This window comes from Bacillus sp. 105MF, from assembly GCF_000374885.1.
In the GTDB taxonomy this organism is placed as follows: Bacteria; Bacillota; Bacilli; order Bacillales; family Bacillaceae_G; genus Bacillus_A; species Bacillus_A pseudomycoides.
Window position 1 is genome coordinate 261,754 of sequence record NZ_KB895568.1, and the last position, 19,570, is coordinate 281,323.

The following is a 19,570-nucleotide window of genomic DNA, read 5'->3' on the forward strand; positions in this document are numbered from 1 at the left end:
AATGAGAAATATTTTATATTTTACAAAGCAGTTATACTCTTTTACTGGAAACATTCTCATTGTTAATCTCTTGGGAATGGTATTGGTCAGTCTTGTAGAAGGGATCGGTATTTTACTATTAATCCCTATGATAAGTATTAGTGGTATTGCGAAGATGAATGAACAGGCAAGCCCTCTTTCAGGGGTTCTTGGATTCCTAGGTGAGTTTCCAACTACTGTAGGATTACCACTTGTATTAGGAATATATATTATATTGGTCGTGGGACAAGCGCTTTTGCAAAGGAATATAACAGTTCGTAATGCGAAAATCCAGATACGTTTTATTAATCATTTGAGATTGGAAACTTATCGTGGATTGTTGCAGGCCAACTGGAGTTTTTTTGTGAAAAAGAGAAAATCAGATCTTATCAATTCCTTGACAACGGAATTAGGGCGTGTTAGCGCAGGCACTAATTTATTTTTACAGTTGCTCACTTCTTTAATGTTTACATTTATACAGATTGGTTTCGCTTTTTGGTTAGCGGCAGATATAACAATTTTTGTACTATGTTGCGCTGTGCTACTTGCCTTTCTTTCACGAAGATTTATTAAAAAATCAAAAAGATTAGGTGGTCGAACCTCAGAGAATTCAAAAGCGTATCTTGCAGGTATAACTGACCATTTTAATGGAATTAAGGATATTAAGAGCAATACACTAGAACGATCTCGTTATATGTGGTTACGTAATTGGGTGGAAGATGTGGAACGTGAACAGTTTGCATATATTAAGGTGAGAAATAATTCTCAACTCTTTTATAAAATTGCATCAGCTGTTTTCATTGCTCTTCTTATCTTTCTATCTGTTAAGTTGTTTCAGACGAAAACGGAGCAATTATTATTAATTATTCTTATATTTTCTCGTTTGTGGCCACGATTTGCAGGTATACAATCAAACATGGAACAAATTGCAGCGAATCTTCCCGCTTTTAAAGATTTGCTGCAATTACAGGAAGAGTGTAAGAAAAGTATAGAATTGCAAGATATAGAGCAGGATTATGATTGTATAAATCCTATGCAGATAGAACAATCTATCGAGTGTCAGAATATCTCTTTCCGCTACAATAAAGAAAATGCTGTGTACTCACTTAAAAATATTAATTTGTGTATTCCTGCAAATTGTATGACAGCTATCTCAGGGCGTTCTGGTGCTGGAAAGAGTACATTAATTGATATCATAATGGGACTTATGCAGCCAGAGAGCGGTCAGCTATTAATAGATAACAAACCGTTGATAAGTAAGGACCTATTATCATTGAGAAAATCTATTAGCTATGTTCCTCAAGATCCATTTCTATTCAATGCCAGTATAAGAGACAATTTGAGAATGGTTGAACCAAATGCAAGTGAGGAACAGCTTTGGGAAGCTTTGGAATTTTCTGCTTCCGCTGAGTTTGTTAGTAGGCTCTCACAAGGATTGGATACAATGATTGGCGATAGGGGAGTCAAACTTTCAGGGGGAGAACGACAACGTCTTGTTCTGGCTAGAGCGATACTTCGAAAGCCTTCTATTTTAGTATTAGATGAGGCAACAAGTGCGTTGGATGCTGAAAATGAAGCGAAAATACAAGAAGCATTGGAAAGATTGAAAGGAAGCATGACAATTATTGTCATTGCACATAGACTATCTACTATACGTAAAGCTGACCAAGTAATTGTAATGGATCAAGGACAAATTATTCAACATGGTAGTTTCACACAACTGGCGAAAGATGAAAGTGGTTTGTTTAGTAGCCTACTTGGACAACAGGCCAAAGTAAACATTTAAATATGGCTTGTTATAATTGTTTTTTATAAATTCACGGAATACACTGCCTTTATTTCTTTCGGGCCGGTAACATAATTTGATTATTTATGGTTTGGGGTATAATTGGTATTTGTGTACTGGTCTTTTTATGGAAATATGAGCTTAATTTAATTGTGTGACCAGTAAAAAAATGAGAAATACTTTTTGTGACTTATTAATATACCATCTATATACATGTATAAATATCCGTGTTATAATTTAACATGGAACCTGATTTTATTTATACCATATAACAAAAGCAGCGAGACCCCTCGTCTTTAGGACTAGGGGTCTTTTCTATTTTTGTATATAAAGGTTTATTAGTGTAGTTGTGATAATATATTTTGAAGCACCTTGTAGACATTTTTATGGTCAGTGATTAATGAGAGGTAGTGCCTACTGAATTGTTGGTATTTTGAATTGCTACTAATTTTATATAAGTAATTAAGAAGGGAAACGATTTGAGGAGATGAAAGAGAGATAGTGAAGAATATTATATAAGTATTTCTTTTTATTTCATTTGAGTTTTTCTCTCAAATCCTTCAGGATGCCTTAGTTAACAGATAAACAAGGAAAGTAACAATTTCTTAATTAGTTATATATTATTTCATGTATTGTTAAATAGATTTAAAAGAATTTATATGTGGTATTGGATATTTCTATAAAATGTAAATATATCTTTTGTGATGATATTTTATAGGATTTTTATTAAAGGCTAATTCACGAAGATTTATTTTTTTATAAAGCATAGTGTTCTGGATTGCGAATCTTAATTTCTAGATATACTATTTAAGATAATATAAGAAAAATGAAGAAAATTGTAGAAAATTGTAGAAAATTAAGGCTATAATGGTAAAAAGCAGTAAATATTAAATTTTTCTTTCTTATTTTTGTCCTTTATAATGAGCTATGAATACGACACATGAGGCAAATAATGTATATTGCCTCTCCCTAACTTTGATATACACCTTTTTCCAACCTCCGTGTTAATTGCTATTATTTTGTTATACCGATTAGCGAAGGGAAAAGGGTGTATCTTTTTTGTATGAATAGTCCTAATAGATATTTTGGGTAGAAAGCATTTCTTGTTTTTCGTGACAAAAACAATAGAGAATGGGATAATAAGGACAGTGTGTTGGTGGTATGACCAATTTGGTATATAAGGAGAGAATGATATGCTAGATATTCAACAGATTAAAGAAATTATTCCACATCGTTATCCATTTCTACTAGTCGATCAAATTCTAGAAGTAGAAGAAGGAAAGCGTGCGGTTGGGATTAAAAATGTAACGGCAAATGAGGAATACTTTAATGGACACTTTCCAGATTATCCTGTGATGCCAGGTGTTCTAATTGTAGAAGCATTAGCGCAGGTGGGTGCTGTTGCGGTATTAAAAAAAGAGGAGAATCGTGGACGCCTCGCATTCTTCGCTGGTATTGATAACTGCCGCTTCAAGCGTCAAGTACGTCCAGGTGACCAACTTCGTTTAGAAGTGGAAATGACACGTGTACGTGGACCAATTGGTAAAGGAAAAGCAGTCGCAACTGTAAACGGTGAAATTGCTTGTGAAGCTGAGGTTACATTCGCGCTTGGTGATAAGAAAGAATAAAGATATGATAAGTTGGGAGGTGAATGAAAATAAACTTTTCATTCACCTCCTTTTTAATAAAAGAAAAGTAAGAGAATTTGTTGATAGGTAGGTTCTCTTTATTTAAACAAACGTTTGATTAAATAACATAAGGGATTTTCGGGAAAACTTTCTCAACTTAGCGTCTAGAAACGCTGTTGAAAAATAGAATGAAAATTTATAATGGAAAGTGTTTTTTAAACGAGTTATTATAAATATACAGGTGAATTTATAATATATTCACTAATAATACTAACTACATTCACATATTATCAATATATGGTAAATGTAAACCCATACCCGACAAAGGATATCTAAATTTGTCGAATTTGTCATTATAATATTTGTCAATTTATTAAATGAATTTCTCAACCATTATTGTTATACTAATGTAAGTTATGTAATATGTTAAATAGTTGTCTAGGACTAAACATGATTAGGACTAGATACTAGATTCTTATTGTCAGCCGCAAATCTGACATTTTATTTATTTATAAAGTAATTTATGACAAATTATTGGAAGCTGGAGGAAGGCATGGAAGAAACAATAAGTTTGAAAGAACTATTTACTATTTTAAGAAAACGTTTAGTTATGATCATCGCAATTACGATTGGGGCAGCTCTTGTAAGCGCAATTGTAAGTTTCTACTTTATAACGCCGATTTACCAAACTTCAACGCAAATTCTTGTTAACCAAAAGAAACAAGAGGGTGTTTTCCAACCTGGGGAAGTACAAACAAGTCTTCAATTAACAAATACATATAAAGTTATTGTGAAAAGCCCAGTTATTTTAGATCAAGTGAAAGAAAAGTTGAAACTGAATATGTCAACTGGAGCATTAAATAACAAAATTAACGTAGCTAATGAGAAAGATTCGCAAGTTATTGCGGTTACAGTACAAGACAAAGATGCAAAATTAGCTCGTGATATCGCAAATACAACAGCGGAAGTATTCAAAAGTAAAATTGCAAAAATTATGAGTGTAGATAATGTAACAATCCTATCAAAAGCAGAAGTGGCGGAAGGGCAATCTCCAATTAAGCCTAATAAGATGTTAAATGTAGCTATTGCATTTGTCGTTGGCTTAATGGCTTCTGTCGGACTTGCATTCTTACTAGAATATTTAGATAACACATTCAAAAAAGAAGAAGATATCGAAAAATTTCTAGGTCTACCAGTTCTTGGAGTGATTTCTCATATAGAAGAAGATAATGTGAAAAGCAGAAGTCCGTCAAGGGCAAAGAGAGTAGGAGGGCATACAATTGGTTCTTAAGAAAAAAGCATCACGCGCACGTCGTCGGCTTATTGCATATGAACAACCGAAATCATTTGTTTCGGAACAATATCGAAATGTACGAACAAATATTGAATTTGCATCCGTTGATAAAAAAATTCGTTCTCTTATAGTTACATCCGCTAATTCAAGTGAAGGAAAGACAACAACAGCTGCTAACATTGCAATAGTCTTTGCACAGCAAGGTAAAAAAGTATTACTCATTGATGCGGATTTACGTAAGCCTGCACTACATCACATGTTACAAGTTGAGAATGTTTTTGGCTTAACAAGTGTATTAACACGTAGTAAAAAACTTGAGACATGTGTAGAAAATACAAAAATTAGAAATTTAAACTTCCTGCCATGTGGGCCAATCCCACCAAACCCAGCGGAATTATTAGGGTCAAACTCGATGAAAGATTTACTTTCAGAAGCATATGGCATGTATGATCTCGTTATCTTTGACACATCTCCGATTTTACCAGTTACTGATGCGCAAGTCATGGCAAATCAATGTGATGCTTCTGTACTAGTTGTCCGAAGTGGCGTAACAGAAAAGGATACGGCGATTAAAGCAAAACAAGCACTTGATGGCGCAAAGGGTACATTACTTGGCGTTATTCTAAATGATAAAGAACAAACAGGATCTGAGTATTATTATTACAGTTCTAACTAAATAGATGAGAGGAAAGAGGAGACATCTTCTTTTCCTCTTATATTCACAATGTGAAGAGTAAATGAAGAATAGATAGAGAAGAGGTGTAAGGGAATGATTGATTTACATTGTCACATTTTGCCTAGTATCGATGATGGGGCACAATCAATCGAAGATAGTATCGCGATGGCAAAGGCAGCATGTAAAGAAGGTATTCATACAATCGTTGCCACTCCGCATCATCAAAATGGTGTTTATATTAATCCAGCAGAAGGCATTCTTCATCAGGTAAAGCAGTTAAATGATAGATTGAAAGAAGAAGACATTAATTTAACCATTTTACCTGGTCAAGAAATCAGGTTATATGGAGAATTGTTAGAAGACTACGAATTGGGTAAAATTGTTACATTGAATCGTACGGATAAATACATATTAATTGAATTCCCAGCAAATCATGTCCCGCGCTATGCAGAAAAAATGTTATATGAACTGCGTATAAAAGGAATCACGCCGATCATTGTGCATCCAGAGCGAAATACGGAAATCATCGAACGCCCTCAAGTATTGTATAAGTTCGTAACTCAAGGTGCACTCACGCAAATTACTGCAGGGAGTGTAACAGGAAAGTTCGGAAAGAAAATCAAGAAATTTTCGTTACAACTCATTGAACACCATTTAGCACATGTCATATCATCAGATGCCCATAACACAACAACGCGCTCATTTCACTTACAAGCAGCATATGAGGTAATAGAGAAGTCATTTGGGAGCTCTACACTTTATTGTTTCAAAGAAAATACATATTCACTAATAAGTGGGAAGATAATTTACCGAGAAGAACCAGAACAGGTGCGACGTAAGAAAATACTGGGTCTCTTTTAAGTATAAACATTTGGTGATGCCTCCTAACCAATATCAATGGAGACACTCGACTATGCTGTGGGTAGAGTAAGCTTTACCTTAGACACGCTTGTTGTCAAAAGCATGGTGTGAGGTCGGGTTAGATGCCCGTTATGATTATAAAATTGTTGGAACCTTTATTATATTTATATATAAATATAATAAAGAATAAGGGACAATACAAGTTGGAACAAGTAAAAAAAGCCATCATTCCAGCAGCTGGGCTGGGGACAAGATTTTTACCAGCGACAAAAGCAATGCCGAAAGAAATGTTGCCAATCGTTGATAAACCGACGATTCAGTACATTGTGGAAGAAGCAATTGCATCTGGAATTGAAGACATCATCATCGTAACGGGTAAAGGAAAGCGTGCAATTGAAGATCACTTTGATCACTCCTTTGAACTAGAACAAAATCTACTAGGAAAAGGGAAGTACGAAATGCTTGAAAAAGTACAAGCGCCTTCCCAAATTAACATTCACTACATAAGACAAAAAGAACCAAAAGGACTCGGGCATGCTGTATGGTGCGCATGTAAATTCATTGGCAACGAACCGTTTGCTGTATTACTTGGTGATGACATTGTTCAAGCGGAAACGCCATGCTTACGTCAATTAATGAATCAATATGAAGCAACGAGATCATCAGTAATCGGTGTACAAACAGTGCCGGAAAATGAAGCACATCGCTACGGTATTATCGATCCATTAGAACAAAAGGGACGCAGTTATCAGGTGAGCAGATTTGTGGAAAAACCAGCGCAAGGAACAGCACCATCGAACTTAGCGATTATGGGGCGTTACGTATTAACACCAGAAATTTTTATGTTCCTAGAAGACCAACAAACAGGTACGGGTGGAGAAATTCAGCTAACGGATGCGATTCAGCGACTAAATGAAATTCAACGTGTATTTGCATATGACTTTGAAGGTAAGCGCTATGACGTTGGGGAGAAATTAGGTTTTATTCAGACAACGATTGAAATGACGCTTCAGCATGATGAATTAAAAGATGAACTTGTGAAGTATATGAATGAACTTGTACAGAAAGAACTTTTAAACGTATAGATTGTATATAACTGAAAAATAGGCTGTTTTTAAATATAGGGCATGGTTTATAAAATGTTAGGTGTGGGAAGGACTCTTATTTTAAAGTTATATAAAAGAAAGGAACATGTGTCTTGAGTTATCAAAATAGGCTCTCATTATTAGTATTATTAGATTCATTCATTGTTTTAACATCGGTATACTTGAGTTACTGGTTTATTCATCCTAATGCATTAGACAATATTCCAACTACACTTATTATTAGTTCAATTACGTTACTTTGTAGTCATCATGTGTTTGCTGCAATTTACAAGTTGTACAAAAAAGCTTGGGAGTATGCAAGTATAGGAGAGTTAGAAAATATTTTCAAAGCCGTTACATTCTCTATTATCGTGACTGCAATCGTTCAGCAAGTTATTAATCACGATATTTATTTCCGCATCTTAGCAATCGCATGGATGTTCCATATGCTACTTATTGGTGGTTCACGATTTATATGGCTTATTTTCCGTGATACATACATTTCAAAGAAAACAGATAAAGCTCGTACATTAATTGTAGGAGCGGGTTCAGCAGGAGCGATGATTGTACGTCAGCTTCAAAAAAGTCATGAGGCACATTTAGAAGCGGTAGCATTTGTTGATGATGATCTAAGGAAACAAAGGTTAGAAATATACAATATCCCTGTTGTAGGAACAAGAGAAGACATTCAACGGGTTGTTGATCGTTATCAAATTGAACATATTATTATTGCTATTCCTTCCCTTAGTCGTAAAGAAGTGAATGGAATTTTTGAAGCATGTACAAAAACGAAGGCAAAAACACAAATTGTGCCAATGCTAGAAGATATTCTGGATGGGAAAGTTTCTGTTAATGAGTTTCGTGATGTACAAGTAGAAGATTTATTAGGACGTGAGCCTGTGAAATTAGATGATGCAGGTATTGGCGAAAAGATTACAGGAAAAACAATCTTAGTAACTGGCGCTGGAGGATCAATTGGTTCCGAGCTGTGTCGCCAAGTCATGAAATTTAAACCAGGTAAAATTGTATTACTTGGTCACGGTGAGAACAGCATTTATACAATTGAAATGGAATTGCGTTCACTATATAAAGATTCCATCGAAATTACAACAGAAATTGCAGATGTGCAAGACCGTAATAAAATGTTTGAAGTGATGAAGAAGCATAACCCATACATTGTGTATCATGCAGCGGCACATAAACATGTTCCACTTATGGAAAGGAACCCAGAGGAAGCTGTAAAAAATAATATTATTGGTACGAAAAATGTTGCGGAAGCATCGGCTACTTTTGGTATAAACACATTTGTTATGGTCTCTACAGATAAAGCTGTTAACCCAACAAGTGTAATGGGGGCAACGAAGCGTATTGCAGAAATGATTGTGCAACATATGGACACAGTCAGTAATACTCGTTTTGTAGCTGTTCGTTTTGGCAATGTACTGGGAAGTCGTGGTAGTGTTATTCCTTTATTTAAGAAACAAATTCAAAAGGGTGGACCGGTTACTGTTACACATCCTGATATGATTCGTTATTTTATGACAATTCCAGAGGCTTCACGTTTGGTTATTCAAGCTGGATCTTTAGCTAAAGGTGGGGAGATTTTCGTTCTTGATATGGGAGAACCTGTTAAAATTGTTGATTTAGCTAAAAATCTTATTAAACTATCTGGTTATCAGGTCGAGGATATTGGAATTAAGTTTTCTGGGATACGCCCTGGGGAAAAACTTTTTGAAGAATTATTAAAGGATGATGAAGTGCATAAAGAGCAAATTTATCCCAAGATATACATTGGTAAATCTAATCATGAATTAAGTGCCGAATTACCGTATTTAGTACAATATATTTCTAATTTAGAAGGTAATCATTTAAGAGATTTCTTATTAGATTTAACTAATAATCGTCAAAAAGTAATAGATAAAATGAATATTTAACAGCACTTGGTGGAAAAAAATATGATATTTATTAAAAAATTATTATCTTTGTGTTTAAGTTAGGTGAGAGGATACCTTGTATGATTACAAATTTAAAGCAAAAAGCATTTAGTGGAGCTAAATGGACTACAACATCAGCACTAATTGTTTCTAGTTTACAAATAATTCAATTGGTTATAGTATCTAGAATACTTCCGCCTGAATCATTAGGATTAATGACTACTATTATGGTAGTTGTAGGGTTTGCTCAATTATATTCGGATATGGGAATTACTAACGCTATAATTTATAAAGAGAATTTAACTAAAAAACAATTATCGAGTCTTTATTGGTTTAATATAATGTTAGGGTTATTATTAACTTTAGTTATTATTGGATTTACTCCAGTTATAGCATATTTTTATCATGAACCAAGATTAAGCATTTTATTATGCTTAATAGCAGTAATATTTTTGATTAATCCAATAGGCCAACAATCTATGGTTTTACATCAAAAAGAGCTTAAATTTGATATTCTAGCAAAGATAGAAATAATAGCGGCTATATCAGGTTTTTTATTAACCATAACTCTTGCTTATATAGGCTATGATGTCTACTCATTAGTTATTGGTCAAATATTTATTAACTTTATGAAAATGTGTGGATATGTTTTTATTAGTAAAAATGTATCGAAGCCTATGATGTACTTTAGATTTAGTGAAGTGAAATCTTTCGTAAGTTTTGGTTTATATCAATTAGGTGAAAGAACAATTCATTACATCAATTCTAATCTAGATTATATAATTGTTGGAAGTCTACTTGGTTCAAAAGCTCTAGGTTATTATACTATTGCTTTCAATCTTATAATATTACCTATTTCAAAGATTAATCCCATAGTGACAAGAGTGGCATTTCCTATATTTTCTAAGATGCAAAATGATATATCTTTGCTAAAAAAATCATACTTTAAAATCATTCGGATTTTGAGTTGTATAAATTCCCCTTATTTTTTTGGTTTATTTATATCTGCTCCAATTTTAGTTCCTGTTATTTTTGGAGAGAAATGGATGCCTAGTGTATTACTTATTCAAATACTCTCTTTTGTTGGAATAACAAGAGCTATTGTCAATCCAATTGGGGCATTAGTAATGGCCAGGGGAAGAGTAGATTTAGGATTTAAGTGGCACTTTTTTATGCTGTTTTCTCAAGTGCCCTTAATTATCACCGGAGCATATTTTGGTGGAATAACGGGAGTAGCTATAGGATATTGTTGCCATCAAGTGGTATACATAATTACAAATTACACATTTGTGATTCGAACATTAGTGGGTTCTTGTTTGAAAGAGTTTTTAGAAAGTTTTATGAGTTCTATAAAAGCTTCATTAGTTATGATGGGAACTGTATTGGTGATACTGAATTTTATAAAGCAGTTAGATATGACAATTCAGCTAGTTTTAGTGGTTTCGTTGGGAGCCGTGTTTTACATAACGGCTTCTTTGGTATTTCAACGACAACTAATTATAGAATTAAAAGAATTATTTTTAAGGAAAAGGATAAAAAACGTTAGTTAAGAGGTAAATTATACATGCTTACAACATTAGTTTTTTTAGTATTTTTTTATCTTATAGGCACAATCTTAACCTTAAGATTAGGACGTAAAGAGGTTAAGTTATTTCATATTATCTTTATTTTTAATGTCTTAATAAGTATTTTAATGTACTACATATATATAGATAGATATGGAGTACCTTATTATATTGGTGGAAGTGATGATTTAGTTTACGAACAACAAGCAGCATATGCGTATGAAAGTTTAGGTATTTTTGATTATTCTAGTCTTAAAGAAATTTTTTGGATGTCTAACTCGTTAGGATACACATACTTGGTAAGTATATTCTTTCGAATTGCATCTTTTTTTGATGGATACCATACATTAGTTCCTCGTTTTTTTAATGGTTTATTGCTGGCTTTTATTTCTGTATTTGTATATAAAATAAGTATGAATTACATGGGGTTGAAACAAAGGTTTGCTTTTCTAGCAGCAATAATAGTAGGCTGCTCACCCATAATGAGTTTTAATGCTGCGCATGTTTTTAGAGATATTGTAGTTACTTTCATAATGGTACTTGTAATATACCTTGCATTAGGTTTTTATAAATTTAATTTATGGGAAAAATCTATGGCTATTTGTGGAATGTTTATATTATTTGTAATACTTTATGAAATTCGTTATATGTCGGCTTACTTTTTAGTGATTCAGATAATATTTACAATGTGGGCAGCATACCGTAATTCGAAAAATAAACCATTAAAATTAAAAAATATAATGAGTATTTCTATAATTGTTTTGTTATTTATACTCATTTTTAATACTTCTTTAGTTAATACAATATTTAATTACTATGAAATTTATGCTGATTATAGAACGGAGAGAACTGATGGTTTAGCTCAATACGTTTTTAATGCTCCTTTATATGTGGGTTTTTTTCTAAGAGTTGTATATTTATCTATTACTCCTTTTCCTATTTTTTCATCTGAATTGGAGCGGAATTTTTTAAGTATAGGTACTATTGTGCAATTATTTTTGATGCCTTATGTATTAATTGGAATTAGGAAGTCTTTTTCAAATAGTAATGTAGCAACAATTATGTTTAGCTTTATTGTAGTTTATATTTCTGTAAGCATGTTATCTTTTACAATTAGACATATATGTTTATTCTATCCATTTATGATTTTGTTAGCTTTTTATGGGTATCAGAATGCAAATTTATATTTTAAACATAAGAAAATGCCATTGGCGATAGTTTATTTTATGATTTTAATTGGTATAACAATGTACAGTATTTTGAAATTTTATTGATATTTAAGGGGCTAAAGGGACATGAAGATTTTATTTATAGCAAATCACTTTCCGCCTATAAACAATTCTGCGAGTATTAGAATATTAAATTATGTTAATCATTTGCAGGTGATGGGGAATGAAGTGATGGTACTCACACCAGATTATCCTAAAGATTTTATAAATTATGATGAAGAGCTTTTATATAAAATAAATACAAACATTAAAGTAATTAGAGTAGATATGGGATCAATATATAAAAGAATTTATCCTAAGAAGAGTAGGCAGATTGGTAATGATTCTCCTGCGAAGGCTAGCAAAAAAAATATTTTAAAATCATCTATAAAAAGGAATTTAGCTATTCCAGATTCTTATATTGAATGGAAAAACAATGCCGTCAAGATAGGAGATAAACTAATAAAAAAAAATAAAGTAGATATCATTATTTCAACGCATGAAACCCCTTCTTGTCATTTAGCTGGCTTGAAATTAAAAAAAAATAACCCAGAGGTGAAATGGATAACATATTGGAGTGATCCTTGGACATTTGAATATTATAGATCCAGAGAAAGTTTATTAAAACGTAATGTTGAAAAGTGGTTGGAACGTAATGTTGTTAAAAAGAGTGATAAATTTCTATTTACTACTGAGGAAACAAGGGATTTATATATAAGTAGCTATAGTATACCTAAAAGTAGAACTGCTATTGTTTATAGGGGATTTGAAGAATATTCACGAGAAAACTCAAAGAAATTCATAGGTTTATTAAAAAAGGATAAAATTAATTTAGTGCATACTGGTGAAATATATACTGAGTTGAGAGATACTAGGCCTTTAATTGAAGCATTGAAAGCCTTAGAAGAGGAAGAGAAGGATATTTTTGATCAAATTAATATAGTTTTGGTAGGAGGAGTTGATAATTTAAAGATTAAAAAAGAATTAAAAGATATAAAATGTGTATCTCTTCTATCACGGGTTCCTTATGAAGAGGCGCAAGATTATATGCATAATAGTGATGGGTTATTATTGTGGGGCAATAAATATGGTTGTCAGATCCCTGGAAAAGTCTACGAGTATTTCGGAGTTAAATCACCTATTTTAACCATATTGGCTAATAATCAAGATCCAGTTGGTAAATTAATGAAGGACGTCGATAAGGGACCCATTATTTATAATAATGCGCAAGAAATTAAAGAAATGATAAAAGAGTTCGTTAAAAATAAAGATAAAAAAGAATATTGGTATGAAATCATTCCTAAGTATAAATGGGAAAATGTAGCTAAAGATTTGTTTTCTAAAATTTCAGATTAAATAATGGAGGAGAATGCATATGAATCAAGCTAAGAAGGTATGTATAGTTTCTCCTATACACGATTATAAGGATATAAGGGTATACCAAAAACAAGCAAAAACTATAGTAAATAGTGGTTATGAGGTTAGTTTGCTTGCTAGAAAAGATTATGATGAGAAAATAGGTAATATACAAATCTTCGCAATTCCAAAATCAAAAAACTTTTTAAGTAGAATTATCTTGCAACCTAAATTACTTTGTAAAATACTTAAGACAAGGTCTAAAATAGTTCATTTGCATAATCCTGACACGATATTATTAGGATTTTTGTTGAAAATGTTTAATAAAAAAGTTATTTATGATACTCACGAAGATTTTTCAAAAAGAATATTAATTCGGGAATGGATTCCCTATTCTTATAGGAAACTTATTGCTAAAGTAGTTACAGGTTTAGAGTTAATGGCATCAAGGTGTTTTGATGGATTTATTGTTACACAAGAAGGTTTACTTGCCAAATATAAAAATGCATTGTTAATTGAGAATGCGCCAATTCATCAGGGTGAATTAATAACGAGGGCTTATGAATTAAGTAAGCTAATCTCAAAGAGTAACTATATAAGGGTGGTTTACGTTGGTGGAATCAGTGAGCAACGGGGTTTGAGACAGATAGTACAAGCTTTAGAAGAAATAAATAAGACTTATAGTTGCAGATTATGGCTAATTGGTCCAGATTCAAAAGAAATAAATGAGCTTCAGAAATTGAATGGTTGGAAATATGTAGACTATTTAGGAAAGCTTCCTCAAGAGAAAGCTTTTTCATATGTAATAAAATCAGATATAGGTTTATGTACAATATTAGATGTTGTTGATCATGCTGAGACAAGCCCCAATAAGATTTTCGAGTATATGACTTTAGGTATCCCATTTATTGCAAGTGACTTCCCGAAATGGGAAAAGAAAATAGGGTGTAGTAATGCGGGATATTTTGTAGATCCACAAAATATAAACAAGATTGCAGATCTGATATTGAAGATTGGTTCGGATGAAAATTTGAAAAGTTATTTATCTAATAATGGAAAGAAATATATTTATGAAAAATTTAATTGGGAAAGAGAATCGGAAAAACTTATAGAGTATTATAAAAAAATAAATTAGTAGGAGCATAAAAATTATGAGGGTTTTATTACTTCATCAGTATTTTTTAGGAAAAGATGACCCAGGTGGTTCTAGATTTAATCAATTTGTTAAGTATTGGGAAGAGCAAGGACATGAGATTACAGTTGTGGCTGGGACTGTACATTACACTACGGGTAAAAAAGAAGAGAAGTATAAAGGAAAATGGATTGTAGCAGAGGAGTATTCCCCGAATGTAAAAGTACTAAGAACATATGTATCTGAAGCTTATAACAAGTCATTTTTTGGAAGGCTATGGGGGTACTTTTCGTTTACAGTTTCTTCATTAACAGCTATTCTTTTCAGGGTGAAAAGTCATGATATTGTAATTGTAACTTCTCCGCCGTTATTTGTTGGGGTTACTGGTATTTTTACAAAATGGTTTAAAAGAATACCGATGATATTTGAAGTTCGAGATTTATGGCCAGAATCGGCTATTGATACTGGGGTTTTAAAGAGTAAGCCATTAATAAAAATGGCTTTTTTTGTTGAAAAAATGTCTTATAAGTTTGCGAATAAAATCAATGTTTTAACTCCTGCGTTTCGTAATGTATTAATTGAGAAGAAACATATTTCTCCAGATAAAATAACTTTTATCCCAAATGGGGCAGATTTAGATATTTTCGAACCAGGTGAAAAAGATAACTGGGTTCGTGAAAAATACAGTTTGCAAAATAAGTTTGTCGTTACTTATATGGGAGCACATGGGTTAGCGAATAATTTAGATAGTCTTTTAAATCTTGCGAAGGCATGCGAAGAATATGAAGATATAGCTTTTCTATTAGTTGGAGATGGGATGGAAAAAGCACGACTGAAAAAAAGAGTTAAGAGTGAAAGGCTACAAAATGTTATATTTATTGACTCGCAACCAAAGGCAGTTATTCCTGATTTTTGTAATGCTTCAGATATTTGTACTGCAGTTTTGAAAAAGGTAGATACATTTAAAACAGTATATCCTAATAAAGTGTTTGATTATATGTCATGTGCAAAACCGATTTTACTTGGAATTGATGGAGCTGCTAGAGAATTAGTAGAGGAAAGTGGATGTGGAGTTTATGTTGATCCTGAAGATATTATCCAGTTTAAAGAGAAAATATTAGAATTCTATCATAATAGAGAACGATTAGATGAAATGGGTCTTAAAGGTTATAAATACGTGCAAAGGAAATTTAGTCGAAAAGCTTTAGCACATAAATACATTCAAGAAATTGAAAGTATAATCAAATAGGAGGAAATAGCAATGAGTAAAAATTTATGCGTAGTAGGACTAGGCTATATTGGATTACCCACATCAGCAATGTTTGCAAAAGCTGGTTATACTGTAACAGGTGTAGATGTAAATCCAATTGCGATAGAAATGATTAATCAAGGGGAAATCCACATTGAGGAAGTTGGTTTGGGAGAATTAGTTAAAGAAATGGTTGGGAAGGGAAGATTAAAAGCTAGTCTTCAACCAACTCATGCAGATGCATATATCATTGCGGTACCAACACCGCATAATGCAGATCATACTGCAAACTTAGATTATGTAATTGGGGCGACAAAATCTATTGTACCCTTTGTAAAACCAGGAAATGTAGTTATTGTTGAATCTACAATTCCTCCGAGAACAATTGATGATGTAGTGGCGCCAATTTTCAAAGAACATGGATGGATTGTAGGAGAAGATATTTATCTAGCCCATTGTCCAGAACGAGTGTTACCAGGACGTATATTAATTGAGTTAGTTGAAAATACACGAATTGTTGGGGGAATCAATGATATTTCTACTAGCAAGGCTGCAGAGCTATATCGTAGCTTCGTTACAGGACAGATATTAGAGACTACTGCTGTTACAGCTGAAATGTCTAAGTTAATGGAGAATACGTATCGTGATGTTAATATTGCACTTGCAAATGAATTGGTCAAAATTTCTCAAGAGTTAAATGTTGATGCATTAGATGTAATTCGTTTAGCTAATCATCATCCGCGTGTGAATCTACACCTACCAGGACCAGGTGTTGGAGGCCATTGTTTAGCAGTCGATCCTTATTTCATCATCGAAAAGGCACCAGAACAATCCGTACTAATCTCAAATTCTAGAGAAATAAACAATTCTATGCCGATATTTATTACAGATCAAATAGAAAAAATAGTTCCAAGTAATGGGAAGGTTGCTGTTCTAGGCATTACTTATAAAGGAAATATTGATGATGTTCGAGAAAGTCCTGCGATGACAATTGTAGATTTATTAACAGCTAAAGGATATGAAGTAGCGGTACATGATCCACATGTCCATCAACAACAAGTAGTATTTAATCTATATGGCTTTGAAGAAGCGATTATAGATGCAGATTGTGTACTTGTTTTAACAGATCATAATGAATTTAAGCATCTAAATGAGACCAGTATTTTAGAACATGCAAAAAAAACTGTTATCCTGGATACACGTAATTGTGTGAAATGTAAAAACCCAGAAATAATGTATATTAATTTTAATAATTTATATGAAATTAAAGGTTTAGAAAGTGTCAAGAAGCAATTAGTAAATAATTAAAGGCGTGTGATGGATATTATGAAAAGGGCTTTTGATGCTCTTACAGCAGTTTTAACTCTGATGTTGTTGTCTTTTATAATTTTAATTGTCGCTCTTCTTGTAAGGTTCAAACTAGGTAGTCCTATTATTTTCAAACAACAACGTCCAGGCTTACATGGAAAACCCTTCTATGTATACAAGTTTCGTACAATGACAGATGCAAAAGATGAAGAGGGTAATTTCTTACCAGATAATGTTCGTTTAACATCATTTGGTAAATTACTTAGAAAGTTAAGTCTAGATGAATTAACACAACTTATTAATGTAATAAAAGGATATATTAGTTTAGTAGGACCTCGTCCATTATTAATGGAATATCTCCCACTGTATACCTCCCAACAAGCTAGACGTCATGAAGTGCACCCTGGTATTACTGGATGGGCGCAAGTAAATGGACGAAATGCAATTTCTTGGGAAGATAAATTTAAATTAGATGTTTGGTATGTGGATAATCAGTCCCTTTGGTTAGATATAAAGATTTTATTTTTAACAGTTGCAAAGGTTTTTAAATCAGAAGGGATTAGTCAACAAGGTCATGTGACGATGCAGAAATTTACAGGATTAAACTCAAATAAAGAAGTGGTGAAATGAAAAAGATAGCTTTAATTGGTCAAGGTGGGCATGCGAAAGTTATTATAGATATGATTCATGCAAATACAGGTTATGAGATTGTTGCTATATTTGATGATAAATATGAATGTTTAAGTGAGGACCAGGGCATATGTTATGGACCAATCTCTTCTATTAAAGAAATAATAGAAGAGATTGGATTTAAACTTGTGCTTGCGATTGGACATAATGCTGTACGAAAAAGGATAGTTGAGCAGTTAGAATTGAAGGATGGAAATTATGAGACAATTATTCATCCAACTGCTGTAGTGAGTGAGTCTGCTTCCATTGGATTTGGAACTGTTATTATGCCTAAAGCAGTTATTAATGCGGATACTATAATTGGAAGGCATGTTATTGTTAATACTGCAGCAGTGATAGAACATGATAATCAGATTGGTGATTTTGCACATATTTCTCCAAATGCGACGTTAACGGGAACAGTCTTTGTTAATGAAGGTACACAAATAGGTGCAGGGGCAATTGTTATCCCGAATCGAAAAATTGGCCAATGGAGTATAATTGGTGCAGGAGCAACAGTCATTCATGATATACCATCTTCTTGTACAGCAGTAGGTTTGCCCGCAAGAGTTATAAAATAAGTTACGTTACCATAAGGAGTGTAATGGAAGCATGGAAAACAAAAGAATCTTTTTATCACCACCACACATGAGCGGAAATGAACAAAAATATGTAAATCAAGCATTCGAGCAAAACTGGATTGCGCCACTAGGACCTAACGTAGATGCATTTGAACATCAAATTGCAGAATATATTGGAGTGAAAAGTGCCGCTGCTGTTAGCGCAGGTACTGCAGCAATCCATTTAGCACTTCAACTGTTAGGTGTTAATAGAGATGATACTGTATTTTGTTCTTCATTAACGTTTGCAGCAAGTGCAAATCCAATTGCGTATCAAGGGGCCGAACCAATTTTCATAGATTCAGAGCCTGATACATGGAACATGTCTCCAGTTGCACTTGAGAAAGCTTTTGAAGATGCAAAAGCTTCAGGAAAACTTCCGAAAGCAGTAATTGTTGTTCATTTATTTGGACAAAGTGCAAAGATGGATGAAATTATGGATGTTTGTGATAAGTATGGTGTACTAGTTGTGGAAGACTCTGCGGAATCACTTGGAACAACTTATAAAGGGAAGCAAACTGGTTCATTTGGTAAGTTTGGTATTTTCTCTTTCAATGGTAACAAGATTATCACGACTTCTGGTGGTGGCATGCTTGTTTCTAATGATGAAGTGGCGATTCAAAAAGCACGCTTCCTTTCGACACAAGCACGTGATCCAGCAGTTCATTATGAACATAGTCATATTGGTTATAATTATCGTATGAGTAATATTGTGGCTGGTGTAGGACGAGCGCAGTTGGAAGTATTAAATAATCGTGTGCAAGCACGTCGTGATATTTTTACTCGCTATAAAACAGCTTTAGGTGAATTACCTGGAATTACATTTATGTCAGAATTCGAAGATGCCGTTCCAAATCGTTGGTTATCTACATTATTAATTGATGAAAAGGTAACAGGTGTTACGTATTTAGATGTGATTGAAGCTTTAGCGGCACAAAATATTGAAGCGCGTCCAGTTTGGAAGCCGCTTCATAGACAGCCTGTCTTCGCAGGTTCTAAATATTATACTCATGGTGACACAGATAGTATTTCTGATAAGCTGTTTAGTCAAGGTTTATGTTTACCTTCTGGTTCAAGTATGACAGTGGAAGATCAAGAAAGAGTTATCGCTACTGTTAAAGAGGTATTAGCAAAGCAAGTTGTAACGAAATAAATTATAAAAAGTGCATTCTTTTTTTGAA

16 protein-coding genes are annotated in these 19,570 nt (G+C 33.1%); all 16 read left to right on the forward strand.

What is annotated here, in order from left to right; all coding sequences use genetic code 11:
• Position 1: 1 nt before the first annotated feature.
• The 16 genes from C564_RS0108140 (at position 2) to C564_RS0108215 (ending at position 19,542) form a co-directional block, all read left to right on the forward strand.
• Positions 2 to 1,804: an ABC transporter ATP-binding protein gene (locus tag C564_RS0108140; RefSeq protein ID WP_018764973.1), complete on the forward strand. Its 1,803-nt coding sequence runs from the start codon at positions 2 to 4 to the stop codon at positions 1,802 to 1,804.
• A gap of 1,193 nt (positions 1,805 to 2,997) precedes the next feature.
• On the forward strand, positions 2,998 to 3,432 hold the full coding sequence (gene fabZ / locus C564_RS0108145; protein ID WP_003202177.1) for a 3-hydroxyacyl-ACP dehydratase FabZ: 435 nt from the start codon (positions 2,998 to 3,000) through the stop codon (positions 3,430 to 3,432).
• A 553-nt stretch (positions 3,433 to 3,985) separates the two neighbouring features.
• Positions 3,986 to 4,723 carry a YveK family protein gene (locus C564_RS0108150; protein ID WP_018764974.1) on the forward strand — a complete coding sequence of 246 codons (738 nt, stop codon included), beginning with the start codon at positions 3,986 to 3,988 and terminating at the stop codon, positions 4,721 to 4,723.
• A complete protein-coding gene (locus tag C564_RS0108155) occupies positions 4,713 to 5,402 on the forward strand; it encodes a CpsD/CapB family tyrosine-protein kinase (protein ID WP_018764975.1) in 690 nt (229 codons plus the stop codon). The genes C564_RS0108150 and C564_RS0108155 overlap by 11 nt, the downstream gene beginning before the upstream one ends.
• 93 nt (positions 5,403 to 5,495) lie before the next feature.
• The gene (locus C564_RS0108160) at positions 5,496 to 6,263 is read left to right on the forward strand and encodes a tyrosine-protein phosphatase (protein ID WP_003202182.1); all 768 of its coding nucleotides are present in this window, start codon (positions 5,496 to 5,498) and stop codon (positions 6,261 to 6,263) included.
• Between the two features lie 203 nt (positions 6,264 to 6,466).
• Positions 6,467 to 7,348: a UTP--glucose-1-phosphate uridylyltransferase GalU gene (gene galU / locus C564_RS0108165; RefSeq protein ID WP_018764976.1), complete on the forward strand. Its 882-nt coding sequence runs from the start codon at positions 6,467 to 6,469 to the stop codon at positions 7,346 to 7,348.
• A 113-nt stretch (positions 7,349 to 7,461) separates the two neighbouring features.
• Positions 7,462 to 9,282 carry a polysaccharide biosynthesis protein gene (locus C564_RS0108170; protein WP_018764977.1) on the forward strand — a complete coding sequence of 607 codons (1,821 nt, stop codon included), beginning with the start codon at positions 7,462 to 7,464 and terminating at the stop codon, positions 9,280 to 9,282.
• Positions 9,283 to 9,362: 80 nt separating this feature from the next.
• Positions 9,363 to 10,832: an MOP flippase family protein gene (locus C564_RS0108175; protein WP_018764978.1), complete on the forward strand. Its 1,470-nt coding sequence runs from the start codon at positions 9,363 to 9,365 to the stop codon at positions 10,830 to 10,832.
• Positions 10,833 to 10,846: 14 nt separating this feature from the next.
• Positions 10,847 to 12,121, forward strand: a complete 1,275-nt coding sequence (locus tag C564_RS0108180; protein ID WP_018764979.1) for a hypothetical protein — start codon at positions 10,847 to 10,849, stop codon at positions 12,119 to 12,121.
• A 21-nt stretch (positions 12,122 to 12,142) separates the two neighbouring features.
• The gene (locus tag C564_RS0108185; RefSeq protein WP_018764980.1) at positions 12,143 to 13,411 is read left to right on the forward strand and encodes a glycosyltransferase; all 1,269 of its coding nucleotides are present in this window, start codon (positions 12,143 to 12,145) and stop codon (positions 13,409 to 13,411) included.
• Between the two features lie 19 nt (positions 13,412 to 13,430).
• Positions 13,431 to 14,546: a glycosyltransferase gene (locus C564_RS0108190; protein ID WP_018764981.1), complete on the forward strand. Its 1,116-nt coding sequence runs from the start codon at positions 13,431 to 13,433 to the stop codon at positions 14,544 to 14,546.
• Positions 14,547 to 14,562: 16 nt separating this feature from the next.
• Positions 14,563 to 15,792: a glycosyltransferase family 4 protein gene (locus tag C564_RS0108195; RefSeq protein WP_018764982.1), complete on the forward strand. Its 1,230-nt coding sequence runs from the start codon at positions 14,563 to 14,565 to the stop codon at positions 15,790 to 15,792.
• A 12-nt stretch (positions 15,793 to 15,804) separates the two neighbouring features.
• Complete coding sequence (locus C564_RS0108200) at positions 15,805 to 17,100, forward strand: nucleotide sugar dehydrogenase (RefSeq protein WP_018764983.1); 1,296 nt, start codon at positions 15,805 to 15,807, stop codon at positions 17,098 to 17,100.
• Positions 17,101 to 17,109: 9 nt separating this feature from the next.
• Entirely contained in the window at positions 17,110 to 17,730 is a 621-nt protein-coding gene (locus C564_RS0108205) for a sugar transferase (RefSeq protein WP_018764984.1), read from the forward strand.
• On the forward strand, positions 17,727 to 18,350 hold the full coding sequence (locus C564_RS0108210) for an acetyltransferase (RefSeq protein ID WP_018764985.1): 624 nt from the start codon (positions 17,727 to 17,729) through the stop codon (positions 18,348 to 18,350). The genes C564_RS0108205 and C564_RS0108210 overlap by 4 nt, the downstream gene beginning before the upstream one ends.
• A gap of 31 nt (positions 18,351 to 18,381) precedes the next feature.
• Positions 18,382 to 19,542, forward strand: coding sequence for an aminotransferase class I/II-fold pyridoxal phosphate-dependent enzyme (locus tag C564_RS0108215; protein WP_018764986.1), 1,161 nt, complete (start codon positions 18,382 to 18,384; stop codon positions 19,540 to 19,542).
• Positions 19,543 to 19,570: the final 28 nt, after the last annotated feature.

Excerpts from the sequence above, each read along its gene's own strand:
- C564_RS0108140 (WP_018764973.1), top strand. The coding sequence starts at position 2 with ATGAGAAATATTTTATATTTTACAAAGCAGTTATACTCTTTTACTGGA.
- fabZ (WP_003202177.1), top strand. The coding sequence starts at position 2,998 with ATGCTAGATATTCAACAGATTAAAGAAATTATTCCACATCGTTATCCA.
- C564_RS0108150 (WP_018764974.1), top strand. The coding sequence starts at position 3,986 with ATGGAAGAAACAATAAGTTTGAAAGAACTATTTACTATTTTAAGAAAA.
- C564_RS0108160 (WP_003202182.1), top strand. The coding sequence starts at position 5,496 with ATGATTGATTTACATTGTCACATTTTGCCTAGTATCGATGATGGGGCA.
- C564_RS0108175 (WP_018764978.1), top strand. The coding sequence starts at position 9,363 with ATGATTACAAATTTAAAGCAAAAAGCATTTAGTGGAGCTAAATGGACT.
- C564_RS0108180 (WP_018764979.1), top strand. The coding sequence starts at position 10,847 with ATGCTTACAACATTAGTTTTTTTAGTATTTTTTTATCTTATAGGCACA.
- C564_RS0108185 (WP_018764980.1), top strand. The coding sequence starts at position 12,143 with ATGAAGATTTTATTTATAGCAAATCACTTTCCGCCTATAAACAATTCT.
- C564_RS0108190 (WP_018764981.1), top strand. The coding sequence starts at position 13,431 with ATGAATCAAGCTAAGAAGGTATGTATAGTTTCTCCTATACACGATTAT.
- C564_RS0108195 (WP_018764982.1), top strand. The coding sequence starts at position 14,563 with ATGAGGGTTTTATTACTTCATCAGTATTTTTTAGGAAAAGATGACCCA.
- C564_RS0108200 (WP_018764983.1), top strand. The coding sequence starts at position 15,805 with ATGAGTAAAAATTTATGCGTAGTAGGACTAGGCTATATTGGATTACCC.
- C564_RS0108205 (WP_018764984.1), top strand. The coding sequence starts at position 17,110 with ATGGATATTATGAAAAGGGCTTTTGATGCTCTTACAGCAGTTTTAACT.
- C564_RS0108210 (WP_018764985.1), top strand. The coding sequence starts at position 17,727 with ATGAAAAAGATAGCTTTAATTGGTCAAGGTGGGCATGCGAAAGTTATT.
- C564_RS0108215 (WP_018764986.1), top strand. The coding sequence starts at position 18,382 with ATGGAAAACAAAAGAATCTTTTTATCACCACCACACATGAGCGGAAAT.